Raw genomic sequence first — 14,648 nt, 5'->3', positions numbered from 1 at the left:
CGCCACTTTCAAGCGCACCCACCATGAACCTCGATTTTTCCGGCCGCGTGGCCATCGTCACCGGCGCCGGCGGCGGCCTGGGCCGCTGCCATGCGCTGGCCCTGGCGGCGCGCGGCGCGCGCGTGCTGGTCAACGACCTGGGCGGCGCCGCCGGTGGTGCCGCGCAGCAGGTGGTGGACGAGATCCTGGCCGCCGGCGGCCAGGCGATGGCCAACACCGCCTCGGTGACCGATGTGGCGGGCGTGGCGGCGATGGTCGACCAGGCCATGACGGCCTGGGGCCGCGTCGACATCCTGGTCAACAACGCCGGCATCCTGCGCGACAAGAGCTTTGCCAAGATGTCGCTGGACGACTTTCGCCTGGTGATCGAGGTGCACCTGATGGGCGCCGTGCACTGCACGCAGGCGGTGTGGCCGATCATGACGGCGCAGAAGTACGGCCGCATCGCGATGACCACCTCGTCGTCGGGCCTGTACGGCAATTTCGGCCAAAGCAACTACGGCGCCGCCAAGATGGCCCTGGTGGGCCTGATGCAGACGCTGGCCCTCGAAGGGGCCAAGAGCGACATCCGCGTGAACTGCCTGGCGCCCACCGCCGCCACCCGCATGACCGAGGGCCTGATGCCGCCTGAGGTGCTGGCCGCGCTGACGCCCGAGGCGGTGGTGCCCGCGCTGCTGTGGCTGGTGAGCGAGCAGGCGCCGACCCGCGCCATCGCCTGCGCCGGCGCCGGCACCTATGCGGCCGCGCACATCACGCTGACGCCGGGCCAGCACCTGGGCGTGAGCGCCGACACGCCCGAGCGCCTGGCCGCGGCCTGGGCGCAGATCAATGACCAGGCCGGCGAGAGCGTGCCCGGCAGCGGTGCCGAGCAGGGCCGCAACGAGGTGACGCAGGCGCTGTCCGCGCGGCGCTGAGCGCGCGCCGCCGCCGGCCTCGGGCAGCCCGTCAGATCAGCGTGGTCTGCTGGGCCAGCCAGGCCTCGTCGAGGCGCTGCGTGGCGGCGTCGGGCCAGGCCCACTGGCCAGTCGCGGCGGTCGCGGCGGTGGCGGCCGATGGGTCGCTGCCGGCCTGGGGGCTGTACAGGGTGCCGGCGTCGGCGCTGTCCAGGCCGGTGGCCCCGGCCGTCAGCGGATCGGCCAGGGCCGCGTCGGTCGCGCCGGGCAGCAGCTCGGCCGGCGCGGTGAGCAGTTCGCTCACGTCGGGCGTCAGCGTGCCGTCGGCCTTGGCAAACCACACGTCGGCCATCTCGCGGCGGGTGCCGTCGTCGGTGGTGTAGCCCGAGACCAGGCCGATCCAGTTGCCCTGGTCGGTGCGGGTCGAGGCGCTGGCCTGCAGGTCGAGGGCGCTGATGCCCAGATCGACCAGGCCACGCAGCTCGCCCAGGTCGGTGAGGCCGTCGCCGTCGCCGTCCACCCACACCTGCAGGTCGGCGTAGCGGGCGTCCCGGGCGTCGAGCTGGCCGTCGGCGTTGTCGTCCAGCTCGGCCAGGGCCTGGTAGCCGTTGGCCGCGCGCTGGCCGCTGGCCAGGCGGGTGCCGCCGCCGAACAGTTCGCTGCCGTCGTTGATCAGGCCGTCGCCGTTGCGGTCGAGCGCCAGCAGGCCGGTGCCGGCGTCGGTCCAGCCGTGCTGGGCGCTGCTGCCGGTGGCGTTGATGTCGAAGCCGTTGCCGGCGGCGGCGTCCACGGTGTGGATGCCGCTGCCGTCGAGGTCCAGCACGATGGGCGTGGCCAGCACCAGCGCGTCGATCTGCGCGTCGCTGAGGGCGGCCAGGTCGTCGCTGTCCAGCGCCGCGATCTGCGCCGAGGTGAAGGCGGCCAGCGAGGCCGTGCTCAGCGCACTGACCTGAATCGGCGACAAGGCCGCCACCTGCTCGGCGGTGAGGCTGCGCACCTGGGCGGTGCTGAAGGCGGCGAACACCGGTGCGTCGATGGCCGCCACCTGGGTGGTGGACAGCGCCGCCAGCTGCGCCGGCGTGAGGCCGCTGACCACCATCTCGTAGGCGGTGAGGGTGCCCAGCGCGCGGGTCGACAGGCCCTGCAGCTGCTGGCTGTCGAGCAGGCCGAAGGCATCGGCACCCAGCGCCACCAGCTGCGAGGCCGACATCGCGCCCAGCTGCGCCGAGCTGAGCGCCAGCACCTCGCCATAGCTCAGCGCCGACAGCGCCGCGGTGCCCAGCCCGGCCACCGCCGCCGTGCCCAGCGCGGCAAAGGCCTCGGGCTCCAGCGCGGCGATCTGCGGGCCGCTCATCTGCGCCACCTGCAGGCGGTTGAGCACCGCCACCTGCTCGGCGCTGAAACCGTGCACGGCCTCCTGGTCCAGCGCGGCCATCTGCGCCGGCGTGAGGGCCGCCACCTGGGCGCTGGACAGCGCGCGGATGTCTTCATGGCCGAAGCCGGCCAGCGCCTCGGGGTCGAGGCCGCGGATGGCGCTGGTGCCCAGCGCGGCGATGGCCTGGGTGCTCAGCGCGTCGAGCTGAGCGGCGCTGAAGCCCATGGCCTGGTAGTAGCTCAGCGCGGCGATGTCGGCCGGCTCGAGCACGCTGACCGCGGTGGTGCCCAGCGCCGCCACCTGCAGCGGCGACAAGGCCGCCAGCTGCGCCGTGCCCAGCGCCGACACCGCCTCGTGCCCCAGCGCCGCCACCGCCTGGGTGGTCAGGCCCGACAGCGCCGCGGTGCCGAGCGCGGCCACCTGGGCTGGGCTCAGCGCGGCCACCTGGCTGGCCGTCAGGCCGGCGGCCTGCAGGCGGGTCAGGCCCTGCAGCGTGCCAGTGTCCAGGCCGGCGATGGTTTCAGTGCCCAGCGCGCCGATCTGGCTGGCGGCAAAGGCGCCGCGCTGCTCGTCGCTCAGGCCGTCGATCTGCCCATCCACCAGGCTGGCCATCTGGGTGCGGCTGAGCCGGGCCAGCTGCGCGGTGGAGAACTCGGCCAGCTCGGCCGGCGCCAGGCCGTGCAGCGCACTGGTGGACAGGCCGCTCACGGCCGACAGGCCCAGGCTGCGGGTCTGGGCCAGGCTCAGTGCGGCCAGGTCGTCGGCGGCCAGAGCGGCCAGCTGGGTGGCGCCCAGCGCGGCCAGCGCGCTGCTGCCCAGGGCCTGCACCTGGCGGCTGTCCAGCCCGGCCAGCTGGGTGGTGGTGAGGCCGGCGGCGCCGCTGCTCGACAGCGCGGCCAGCTGGGCATGGCTCCAGCCGTCCAGCACGCTGGCCTGCACGGCATTGATCTGGCTGCTGCTGAGCGCGCCGATCTGGCCCACCGACAGCGCCGCCGATTGCGCGCTGCCCAGCGCCGCCAGGGCGGCGGCCGACAGCGCGGCCATGTCGTCGGTGCCCAGGGCCGCCAGCTGCGCCGGGCCCAGGCAGGCCAGCTGGCTGCTGCCCAGCGCGGCGATCTGCGCGGTGGTCCAGGCACCCAGCTGGGCCGGGGTGAGCTGGGCCAGCACGCCGGTGGCCAGCGCGGCAATCGCCGTGGTGCCCAGCGCGGCCCACTGGGCCGAGCCCAGCGCGCCGAGCTGGCTGCTGCCCAGCGCGGCCACCTGGCCGGCCGTGAGCGCGGCGATGTCGGCCGTCTCCCAGCCCGCCAGCTGCAAGGTGCCCAGGCCGCGCAGGGCCTGGGTGGCGATGGCGGCCACCTGCAGGGCGTCCAGCGCATCCAGCTGGGCGCTGCCCAGCCGCGCCAGCTGGGCCGAGCCCAGTGCCGCCATCTGCGCCGTGCCCAGCGCGGCCACGGCGCTCAGCGACAGCGCCTGCCACTGCGCGCTGCCCAGGCCGTTGAGGCTTTGCGGTGCCAGGGCCGCCACGGCCTCGACATCCAGCGCCGCCAGCTGGGCGGTGCCCAGCGCGGCCAGGTGCTGCGAGCCCAGCGCATTGAGCTGGGCCGTGCCCAGCGCATCGAGCGTGGTGGCGCTCAGGCCGGCCATCTGGGCGGTGGCCAGCGCGGCCACCTGGGCCGGGGTGAACCAGCCCAGGTCATCGGCGACCATGCCGTTGAGCTGGGTGGAGGTGAGCCCGGCCATGCCGCGGGCACTGAGCGCCGCCAGGTTGGCCGAGCCCAGGCTGTGCAGGCTGTCCTGGCTCATCGCGGCCACCTGGGCCGAGGTCAGGGCGGCCACCTGGGCGGTGCCCAGCACGCCGGCCTCGTGGGCCACGATGGCCATCATCTGCCGCGTGCTCAGCGCCGACAGCGCGGTGGGCGACAGCGCCATCAGCGTGGACGACTGCAGGTCGAGGATCTGGCTGGTGGACAGCGCCGCCAGCTGTGCCGAGCTCAGGCCGGCGGCCTGCACGCTGGTCAGCGCCTGCAGCGTGGCCTCGCCCAGGCCGGCCACCTGGCCGGTGCCCAGCGCGGCGATCTGCGCGCTGCCCAGCGCCTGCACCTGCTCGGTGCTCAGCTGGGCCAGCTGGGCCGTGCTGAGGCCGCGCAGCGCGCTGCCGGCCAGGGCCTGCACCGTTTCAGCGTCGAGGGCGGTCAGCGCGTCGCTGCCCAGCGCGCGCAGCTGGGCCGAGCCCAGGGCCTGCAGCTGGGCGCTGGCCATGGCGTCGAGCACATCGCCCGACAGGGCGGCCACCTGGGCCGTGGTGAGGGCGCGCACGGCGGCGGTGTTGAGCGCGGCCAGCGCGTCGCTGCCGAGTGCGGCCAGCACGGCCGGCGGCAGCGCGGCCACCTGGGCCGAGCCCAGCGCCTGGAACTGGGTGGTGGTGAAGCTGCCCAGCAGCTCGGCCGGCAGGCGCGCCAGCTGGCTGCTGGCCAGCGCCGCCACCTGGCCGGCGGTGAACGACTGCAGCTGTTCTTCAGTGAGTGCGGCGAGCTGGCGGGTGTCGAGCGAGCGCACCGCGCCGGTGCCCAGCGCGGCCAGGGCCTCAGGCGTGATGGCCGCCAGCTGCGCGGTGCTCAGCGCGGCCAGCTGCACGCTGCCCATGGCGGCCAGCTGCTGGCTGCCAAGGGCGGCCAGCGCGGCAGTGTCCAGGCTGGCCAGCTGGGCCGGCGACAACGCGGCGAACTGGCGCAGGCCGAGCGCGGCCAGGTCGTCGTGGCTCAGCGCGGCCAGCTGGGCGCTGGACAGCGCGCGCACCGCGGCGGTGGCCAGGGCGGCCACGGCATCGGGGGTCAGCGCGGCCAGCTGGGTGGTGTTGAGCACGGCGATCTGGGTGGCGCCCAGCGCCGCCAGCTGGCTGCTGCTGAGCGCGGCCAGCGTCTCGGGGCTCAGTGCCACCAGCTGGCTGGAGCTCAGCGCCGCCACCTGGGCCGTGCCCAGCGGGCTGCCGTCGTCCACGATCAAGGTCTGCAGCTGCGCGGCGCTGAGCGCACGCACGGCGCCGGTGGCGATGGCGGCCAGGCTGGTGTCGCGCATGGCGCTCAGCTGTTCGGCGCTGAGGGCGGCCACCTGGGCACTGGTGAGGGCGGCGGCCTGGCGGCTGCCCAGCGCGGCCAGCTCGTCGTCGGTCAGCGCGGCCAGCTGGGCCGTGCCCAGGGCCTTGATGGCGGCGGTGCTGAAGGCGGCAATGGCCTCGGTGCGCAGCGCCACCAGCTGGGCGGTGCCCAGCGCGGCCACCTGGGCACTGCCCAGGGCGCTGGCCTGGCTGGCGCCGAGGGCGGCCACGGCTTCGGGCGGCAGCGCGGCCAGCTGTGCGGGGGTGAGGGCGGCCACCTGGCGCGTGCCCATCGCGGCCAGGTCGTCGGCGCCCAGGGCCTGCAGCTGGCTGGCCGACAGCGCCCGCACCGCGGCGGTGGCCATCACCGCAAAGGGCATGGTGTCGAGGGCGCCCAGCTGCTCGGCCGACAGCGCCGCGATCTGGGTGCTGCCCAGCACCGACCATTGCAGCGAGCTCAGGCGCTGCAGCGCCTCGTCCGACAGGCCGGCCATCTGCGCCGGGGTCAAGGCATTGAGCTGCACGCTGGTCAGCGCCGAGAGCGCGCTGGCCGAACCTTCGGCCAGGCCGTTGAGGGCCTCGGCGGCCAGCGCGCGCAGCGCGGCGGTGGACAGCGCCGCTGCCGCCGCCGTGCCCAGCGCACCCAGCTGGTCGGCCGACAGCACCGCCACCTGGGCGCTGCTGAGCGCGGCCACCTCGCGCACCGTGAGTGCGCCGATGTCGTCCACGCTGAAGCTGGCCAGCTGGGCCGTGCCCAGCGCGCGCAGGGCCGCGGTGCTGAGCGCGGCCACGGCCTGAGGGCCCAGCGCCTCGGCCTGGGCCACGCTGAACGCGGCCAGCTGGGCCGACTGCAGCGCCGCCACCTGGGCCGTGCCCAGCAGGGCCACGGCTTCGGGCGACAGCGCACTGATCTGCGCGGTGCTCAGTGCCGCCACCTGGCGCACGCTCAGCTGGGCCAGCGTGTCTTGCGGCAGCGCGGCCAGCTGGGCGGTGGCCAGGCCGGCCAGCGCGGCGGTGCTGAGCGCCGCCGCGGCGTGGTCGAGCAGGGCATCGGTGCGCACGGTGTCGAGCGCGGCCAGCTGGGCGCTGCTGAGCGCGGCCACCTGCGCGGTGTTGAGGCTCTCGAGCGCCGCGGTGGACAGCGCCGCCACCTGTGCGGTGGCCAGCTGCGACACCTGGCGTGCGCTGAGCGGCGAGCTGCCGTCGGCGGCCAGGGCTTCGAGCGCCTCGCCGTCGAGCGCGCGCACGGCGGTGGCGCTGAGGCCGCCCACTGCGCTGCTGCTCAGCGCCAGCAGCTGGCCGGTGCTGAGCGCGGCCGCCTGGGTGGCGTCCAGCGCCGCGGCCTGGCGGCTGTTCAGGCCGCTCAGGCTGTCGCTGGCCAGGGCGGCCACCTGTTCGGTCTGCAGCACGCGCACGGCGGCGGTCGACAAGGCGCCGACCTGCACTGCCGACAGCGATGCCAGCTGTTCTTCAGACAGCACCCGCGCCTGCTGGCTGCCGAGCGCAGCCACCTGGGCATTGCCCAGCGTGTCGATCTGCGCCACCGACAGGGCCGCCACCGCGGCCGTGCCCAGGCCGCCCACCGCCGCCGCGCTGAGCGACTGCACCTGCGCCGGTGCCAGGGCCTCGAGCTGCGCCGAGCCCAGGCCGGCGGTCTGCTTGGCGGTCCAGGCGCCGAGCTGGGTGTTCTGCAGGGCTTCGAGCTGGTCGGCGTCGAGCACCGCCACCTGGCTGCTGGCCATGGCGGCAAGCTGGCGGTTGGACAAGGCCGACACCTGGGCCGTGGCCAGGCCGGCAATCTGCGCCGTGCCCAGCGTGGCAAACAGCGTGGGCGTGAGCCCGGCCGACAGGGCCGCGGGGTCGAGGGCGGCGAAGCGCTCGCCCGAGATGGCCGCCAGCTGGCGGGCACCGAGCGCGGCCAGCTGCCCGGCCGACAGCGCCGCGAGCTGCTCGTTGTTCAGCGCCGCGATGCTGGCGGTATCCAGGGCCTGCAGCTGGGTGGCAGTGAGGGCGGCAACCTGCTGGGGCGACAGCGCGGAGACATCGAGGGAGCTCATGACAGACTGGACTGCAGACGGCAATCGCCGGGCAGGCCAGTCTAGAAAGCGGCTCGGCAGCCGAAGTCGGCAACTGACGGCAAGTCTGTAGCCATTTCACGCGAGCTTTACGTGGCGGCTGTGATCTGGGGCCGCCAACCCGCCAGGGTGCCCGCTCAGGGGCCGCCGCGCGCCAACATCGCGGCGCCGGCGCGCCGGGCCCGGCCGGCCCGGGCTGCAAGCCGGGTGCGCAGCGCCGGCCGCCGACGCTGCGCCGAGGGTCAGCGCGGGCCGCCGCGCTCGCTGCGGGCCTGGGCCAGCAGGGGCTCGAGATCGGCGGGCTTCAGGCCCTTGAGCACGCAGAAGTTGGCCGCCGACAGCGGGCTGCGCTCGAACTCGCGCAGCAGCGTGGCGCGCGCCCGGCGGGCCTCGAAGGCCGCGCGTTCGGCCGGATCGGTGGGCAGCGGGCTGTTGTCCACCGGCTCGGCGGCTTCGCGCTGGCGCTGCGCATCGGGGCGGTGGTCGCGGGCGTCGTGCCGCGGGCCCGGGCGGCCATCCTGGCGCGGGCCGTCGCGGCCGGGTTCGCGCCGGCCGTCGCGGCGGGCGTCACCGCCACGCTCGGCCTGCGGCGAGCGCTGGGGCTGGTCGCCGCGCGGCGGGCGCGGGCCGCGTTCGCCACGCGGGCCTTCGCCCGCACCGGCACCCGGGCGCGGGCCGCGGCGCTCGCCCGCATCGGCGCGCGGCGGGCGATCACCGGCCGGGCGCTCGCCCGCGGGCCTGTCGCCTGCGGGCCGGTCACCGGCTGGGCGATCACCGGCCGGGCGATCGGTGCGGGGGCCGCGGTCGGGGCGCGCAGCGCCGCCGTCGCGGCGCGGGCCGCGTTCGCCGCGTTCGCCACGGGCTGCGCCATCCGGGCGCGGGGCGCGCGGCGGGCGTGCACCGGCAGTGCCGGCAGCCGCCTCGGCCGTGCCCGCGGCGCCGGCAGCGGCGTCCTGGGCGGTGGCCGTGCCATCGGCGGCGGGGGCACCCGGGGCGGGGCGCGGGCCACGGCCATCGGCACGCGGCGGGCGACGGCGGTCGCCGGCCGGGCGTTCGCCCTGGTTCTGGCGCATCTGCTGCTCGCGCTCGCGGCGCAGGGCGCGGCGGCGCTGCACTTCCTCGGCGGCCAGGTTGCGGTGTTCTTCGCTCAACTCGCCGGCCGGCTGGCCGTCGAGGTCGAAGCGCTCGCTGCCTTGCGACAGCGCGATCAGGTAGCTGGTGCTGCCGGTGTAGCGGTGGAAGAACACGCCCAGCGCACGCTTGGTGAACACGCCCGGCGCACGCGCCTGGATGTCGGACTGGATGCGCAGCTTCAGCGGCTTGTGGGCCGCGCCGAACAGTGCCGGAAAGTGCTGCTTGAGCGCCGCGGCCACGGCGTCGAGGTCGACATCCTGGCGGCGGCCACCGCCCTGGCCCTCAGCCGCGGGGGCGTCACCCGGCTCGGCCGCGGCGGCTTCGGGGCTGTCGCTGCCTTCGGCGGCGGCCGTGGCCAGATCGGCCTCGGCCAGCTCGGACGGCGCAGCGTCGGGCTGGGCCGCGGGGCTGGCAGCGGCGGCGGCAGGGGCCGCAGCGCCTTCAGCGGCCACAGCGGCCACAGCGGCTTCAGCGGCCACGTCAGCCACAACTTCAGCAGCAGCAGCAGCAGCAGCAGCAGCAGCAGCAGCAGCAGCAGCGTCAGCGTCAGCGTCAGCGGCCGCAGCCACCTCGGCCGCGGCCACGCCGGTGTCGGCCTGCACCGGCACAGGTGCAGGTGCAGCCGGCGGGCAAGCCTGGGCCGTATCAGGCAGGGTGCCCGCGGCGGTGGAGGGGGCAGCAGGCGCCTGGTCAGGGCCGGGCGTCAGGGGCAGATCGGACATGTCGGGGGCCGCTTCGGTCGGCGGCGCGCTGAAAAAGCAGCGCGCATTGTCGGTGCTTTCAGCCTCGCCGCGCGGCCCGCTTGATCCCCAGGATCACGCCGGCCGTTTGGCCACCAGGGTGAGGATGTCGTAGCTGGCCACCAGTTCACCCAGTTGGTTGCTCACTTCCACGTCCCAGGCCACCACGCCCTGGCCCTGGCCCTTGGCGTCGACCTTGAGCCGGTCGATCTTGCGCTTGGCGGTCAGGCGCGCCTGGATGGTGTCGCCAATGCCCACCGGCTTGACGAAGCGCAGGCTGTCGAGCCCGTAGTTGGCCAGCACCGGCCCCGGCGCCGGGCTGACAAACAGGCCGGCGGCCGCTGACAACACGAAATAGCCATGCGCGATGCGCTTGCCGAAGGGGCTGTCCTTGGCCGCGATCTCGTCGAAGTGCATGTAGAAAAAATCGCCCGACAGGCCGCCAAAGGCCACGATGTCGGCCTCGCTCACGGTGCGGCGGTGGGTGAGCAGGCTTTCACCGATCTGCAGATCCTCGAAGTGCCGGCGGAACGGGTGCACCTCGGTCTCGATGCGGGCGGCACCGCGCAGGTACTCGCCGGTGATGGCGCTGAGCATGCTGGGCGAGCCCTGCACCGCCGCGCGCTGCAGGTAGTGCTTGACGGCGCGCAGGCCGCCCAGCTCTTCACCGCCCCCGGCGCGGCCCGGGCCGCCGTGCTTCAAGCCCGGCAGCGGCGAGCCGTGGCCGGTGGATTCGGGGGCGGCTTCAGGATCGAGCACCAGCACGCGGCCGTGCCAGGCGGCCAGCTGTGGCACCAGCTGCGCCGCCACGGCCGGGCTGCGCGTGACCAGCGAGCCCACCAGGCTGCCTCGGCCGCGCGCGGCAATGGCCACGGCCTGGTCCAGGTCGTCATAGGGCATCAGGGTGGACACCGGGCCGAAGGCCTCGACATCGTGCACCACGTCGGTGGCCAGCGGGTGGTGGCAGGCCAGCAGCACCGGCGCATAAAACGCGCCCTCGGCCGTGCCTTCGCCCACGGGCTTGAGCGTCGGGTTGCCGTCGTACACCACCTCGGCGCCCTGGCGCAGCAGGGCCACGCGCTCGGCCACATCGGCGGCCTGGGCATGCGAGGCCAGGGCGCCCATCTTCACGCCCTCGGCCGACGGATCGCCGATCACCACCTTGGCCAGCCGCGCGCTGACGGCCTGGGCCACCGCATCCAGCCGCTCGCGCGGCACGATGGCGCGGCGGATGGCGGTGCACTTCTGGCCGGCCTTGACCGTCATCTCGCGCACCAGCTCCTTGACGTAGAGGTCGAAGGCTTCGTCGCCCGGCTGCACATCGGGGCCGAGGATGGCGCAGTTCAGGCTGTCGGCCTCGGCATTGAAGGGGATGCTGTGGCGCACGATGTTGGGGTGCACGCGCAGCTTGGCGGCCGTGTCGGCGCTGCCGGTGAAGGTGACCACGTCCTGGCCATCGAGCCGGTCGAGCAGGTCGCCGGTGCCGCCGATGATCAGCTGCAGCGCGCCTTCGGGCAGCAGGCCCGATTCAAGCATCACCCGCACCGCGGCTTCGGTGAGGTAGCTGGTGGCGCTGGCCGGCTTGGCAATCACCGGCATGCCGGCCAGAAAGCTGGGCGCAAACTTTTCCAGCAGGCCCCAGACCGGAAAGTTGAAGGCATTGATGTGCACCGCCACACCGCGCCGCGGCACCAGGATGTGGCTGCCGGCAAACCGCCCGGTCTTGCCCAGGCTTTGCGCCGGGCCTTCGTGCACCAGGTTGCCCGAGGGCAGCTCGTTGCCGCCCACGCTGGCATAGGCGAAGAGGGTGCCCGAGCCGCCCTCGATGTCCACCCAGCCATCGGCGCGCGTGGCGCCGGTGTGGGCCGAGATGACGTACAGCCGCTCCTTGTGCTCCAGCAGGTGCTTGGCCAGGCCCTTGAGGACTTGCGCACGCTGCTGGAAGTCGAGCTTCAGCAGCGCCGGGCCGCCCACCGTGCGGGCATGGGCCAGCGCCGCGCCAAAGTCGATGGCCTCGGCGTGCGTGGCATGCACCGGCTGGCCGGTGACGGCGCTGCGCAGGGTTTGCGCGGCCTGCTGGCCGATCCATTGGCCGGCGATGAAGCTTTGGAGGACGGGAGTGGACATCGTGGGTGCTCAGCAGTGGCGATGGCTCAGGGAACGTATTTCCACGTGCCGTTCTCGATGCGCACCATCACGCGGGCGCGCTGGTCGAGGCCCAGGTGATCCTTGGGCGACATGTTGAAGATGCCGTGGGCGCCAGCCAGCTCCTTGGTCTGCTCGAGCGCGTCGCGCAGCGCGGCGCGGAACTCGGGCGTGCCGGGCTTGGCCTTCTTCAGCGCCACCGGCACGGCGGCCTGCATCAGCAGGCCGGTGTCCCAGGCGTGCGCGCCGAAGGTGCTGACCGTGCCCTTGCCGTAGGCCGCCTCGTAGGCCGCCACATAGGCCATGGCGCTCTTCTTGACCGGGTGGTTGGCGGGCAGCTGTTCGGCCACCAGCACGCCGCCCGAGGGCAGGATGGTGCCGTCCACGTCCTTGCCGCCCACGCGCAGGAAGTCGGCATTGGCCACGCCGTGGGTCTGGTAGATCTTGCCGGTGTAGCCGCGCTCCTTCAGCGTCTTTTGCGGCAGCGCGGCGGGCGTGCCCGAGCCGGCGATCAGGATGGCATCGGGCTTGGCCGTCATCAGCTTGAGCACCTGGCCGGTCACCGAGGTGTCGTTGCGCGCGTAGCGCTCGCTGGCCACCACGTTCAGGCGCTTCAGTCCGGCGGCCTTGCCGAACTCCTGGAACCAGCCTTCGCCGTAGGCATCGGCAAAGCCGATGAAGGCCACGGTCTTGACGCCTGCATTGGCCATGTGCTCGGCAATGGCCAGCGACATCATGATGTCGTTCTGCGGCGTCTTGAACACCCACTTGCGCTTGTCGTCCATGGGCTCGACGATGCGCGCCGAGGCGGCCATCGAGATCATCGGCGTCTTGCCCTCGGACACGGCGTCGATCATGGCCAGCGAGTTGGGCGTGGTGGTCGAGCCCAGGATGATGTCGACCTTGTGCTCGGTGAGCAGCTTGCGCGTATTGGCCACCGCGGCGGTGGTGTCGCTGGCATCGTCCAGCACGATGTAGTTGACCTTTTCGCCGCCAATGGTCTTGGGCATCAGCGCGACGGTGTTCTTCTCGGGGATGCCCAGGCTGGCCGCCGGGCCGGTGGCCGAGACGGTGACGCCCACGGTGATGTCGGCCAGCGCGCTGCCAGCGACCAGGGCCGCGGCTGCGGCGGCGATCAGATGCTTGATGTTCATGTCTTGTCTCCTCGAAGGTGGGAACAGGTGGCAGTGGTACCAAGGGTGCGGTGCTGGCAACCCAGCGGTCGCCGTGGAGCCGGCTTTGCCGGGCCACTGGCGGCGCCCCCTGGGGGGAGGCAGCGAAGCCGCTTCGGGGGGGTCAACGTTCAATGGCCATCGCGATGCCTTGGCCGACGCCGATGCACATGGTGGCGATGGCCCGCCTGCCGCCGGTGCGCTCCAGCTGGCGCAGCGCGGTGAGGGCCAGGCGCGCGCCCGAGGCGCCCAGCGGGTGGCCGATGGCGATGGCGCCGCCGTTGGGGTTGACGCGGGCATCGTCGTCGGCCAGGCCCAGCTGGCGCGTGACGGCCAGGCCCTGCGCGGCAAAGGCCTCGTTCAGCTCGATCACGTCCACGCTGTCGAGTGACCAGCCGATGCGCGCCAGCAGCTTTTGCGTGGCCGGCGCCGGGCCGATGCCCATGATGCGCGGCGGCACGCCGGCCACCGCGCAGCCGATGACGCGGCCACGCGGCTTCAGGCCGTATTGCTTGACCGCGGCATCTCCGGCCAGCAGCAGGGCCACCGAGCCGTCGTTGACGCCCGAGGCGTTGCCGGCGGTCACCGAGCCATCGGGCCGCACCACGCCCTTCAACTTGCCCAGCGCCTCCAGCGTCGTGGCGCGCGGATGCTCGTCGGTGCTGAACAGCACCGGCTCGCCCTTCTTGGTGGGCAGGCTCACCGGCACGGTCTCGCCGCTGAAATAGCCCGCCTCGTGGGCGGCCTGCCAGCGCGCCTGAGAGCGCAGCGCAAAGGCGTCTTGATCCACGCGGGCGATGCCGAACTCCTGCGCCACGTTCTCGGCGGTTTCGGGCATCGAGTCGATGCCGTGGGCGGCCTTCATCGCCGGGTTGACGAAGCGCCAGCCGATCGTGGTGTCCTCGATCTTGGCTGTGCGCGAGAAGGCGCTGTCGGCCTTGCCCATCACGAAGGGGGCGCGGGTCATGCTCTCCACGCCGCCGGCGATCAGCAGCTGGCCGTCGCCGGCGGCGATGGTGCGCGCGGCCATCGCCACGGCATCCAGGCCCGAGCCGCACAGGCGGTTGAGCGTGACGCCGGCCACCGCGGCGGGCAGGCCGGCCAGCAGCGCGGCCATGCGGGCGACGTTGCGGTTGTCTTCGCCGGCCTGGTTGGCGCAGCCGTAGATCACGTCGTCGACGGCGGTCCAGTTGATGCCGGGGTTGCGCTCGATCAGGGCACGGATCGGGATCGCGCCGAGGTCGTCGGTGCGCACGCCGGCCAGCGCGCCGCCGTAGCGGCCGATGGGCGTTCGGATGCCGTCGATGATCCAGGCGTTGGCGGTCAGGCTCATGGTGCGGGGTGTTTCCTTGAAGCGCCGCAGGGCGGGGGTTGAATGGGTTGCGCCGGCGTTTGTAGCAGGGCGTGGGGCCGGTTCAGATAGGCGGTTTCACGGCTGGCAATCCGCCCAGAAACAGGTCGGCCACGATGGGCGCCATGGCCTCGTGGCTGAGGCCGCCATCGGGCCGCATCCAGGTGAACATCCAGTTGATCATGCCGAACAGCAGCATGGTCAGCGGCTTGGGCATCTGCTCGCCGTCCAGATCGGGGCGCACCGCCACCACGGCGCGGGCCATGCCGGCCACCACCTCGCGCTCGAGGCCCAGCACGCGCCGGGCATCCTCGGGCTCGAGGAACTTCACGTCTTCGGTGAGCACGCGGTGGGCATGCTGGGCATCGGCGTATTCGGCCACAAAGCGCTGGATCAGCCGGCGCAGGCGCGGCTCGGGCGCCAGGGCTTCGCCTTCGACCTCGGCCACCAGGGCGTGCAGGCGCTGCACATGGCCTTCGGCCAGCTGCACCAGCAGCGCGTACTTGTCGCGGTAGTAGTGGTACAGCGTGGCCTTGCTCAGGCCGCAGGCCTCGGCCACCTGGTTCATCGAGGTGGCGGCATAGCCGCGGTTGGCAAACAGCTCGCCGGCCCGCGCGAGGATCATCTCGCGCTGGTCGTCGTAGCCGGCGGATCGTCCGCGTCCCATCC

The 14,648-nt window shown here is 73.8% G+C and carries 7 protein-coding genes; 1 reads left to right on the top strand and 6 read right to left on the bottom strand.

What is annotated here, in order from left to right; translation table 11 throughout:
• Positions 1–23 precede the first annotated feature (23 nt).
• Complete coding sequence (locus tag N4G63_RS12870; RefSeq protein ID WP_260785880.1) at positions 24–914, top strand: SDR family NAD(P)-dependent oxidoreductase; 891 nt, start codon at positions 24–26, stop codon at positions 912–914.
• A 31-nt stretch (positions 915–945) separates the two neighbouring features.
• On the opposite strand, the gene N4G63_RS12865 is transcribed toward N4G63_RS12870, so the two are convergent.
• From N4G63_RS12865 to N4G63_RS12840, 6 genes are all read right to left on the bottom strand, one after another.
• Positions 946–7,419 (bottom strand): SPM autocatalytic domain-containing protein, encoded by a 6,474-nt coding sequence (locus N4G63_RS12865; RefSeq protein WP_260785879.1) that lies wholly within the window; start codon positions 7,417–7,419, stop codon positions 946–948.
• A gap of 260 nt (positions 7,420–7,679) precedes the next feature.
• Positions 7,680–9,293: a ProQ/FINO family protein gene (locus tag N4G63_RS12860; protein WP_314599774.1), complete on the bottom strand. Its 1,614-nt coding sequence runs from the start codon at positions 9,291–9,293 to the stop codon at positions 7,680–7,682.
• A gap of 93 nt (positions 9,294–9,386) precedes the next feature.
• Positions 9,387–11,438, bottom strand: coding sequence for a phenylacetic acid degradation bifunctional protein PaaZ (gene paaZ, locus N4G63_RS12855; protein ID WP_260785876.1), 2,052 nt, complete (start codon positions 11,436–11,438; stop codon positions 9,387–9,389).
• A gap of 26 nt (positions 11,439–11,464) precedes the next feature.
• Positions 11,465–12,610: an ABC transporter substrate-binding protein gene (locus N4G63_RS12850; RefSeq protein WP_260785875.1), complete on the bottom strand. Its 1,146-nt coding sequence runs from the start codon at positions 12,608–12,610 to the stop codon at positions 11,465–11,467.
• Between the two features lie 142 nt (positions 12,611–12,752).
• Complete coding sequence (gene pcaF, locus N4G63_RS12845; RefSeq protein WP_314599773.1) at positions 12,753–13,961, bottom strand: 3-oxoadipyl-CoA thiolase; 1,209 nt, start codon at positions 13,959–13,961, stop codon at positions 12,753–12,755.
• Positions 13,962–14,043: 82 nt separating this feature from the next.
• On the bottom strand, positions 14,044–14,646 hold the full coding sequence (locus N4G63_RS12840; protein ID WP_314599772.1) for a TetR/AcrR family transcriptional regulator: 603 nt from the start codon (positions 14,644–14,646) through the stop codon (positions 14,044–14,046).
• Positions 14,647–14,648 lie beyond the last annotated feature (2 nt).

This window comes from Aquabacterium sp. OR-4 (assembly GCF_025290835.2).
GTDB lineage: Bacteria > Pseudomonadota > Gammaproteobacteria > Burkholderiales > Burkholderiaceae_C > Pseudaquabacterium.
Note: the sequence above shows the minus strand (reverse complement) of the source record. Positions and strands in the feature narration are given on the sequence as shown.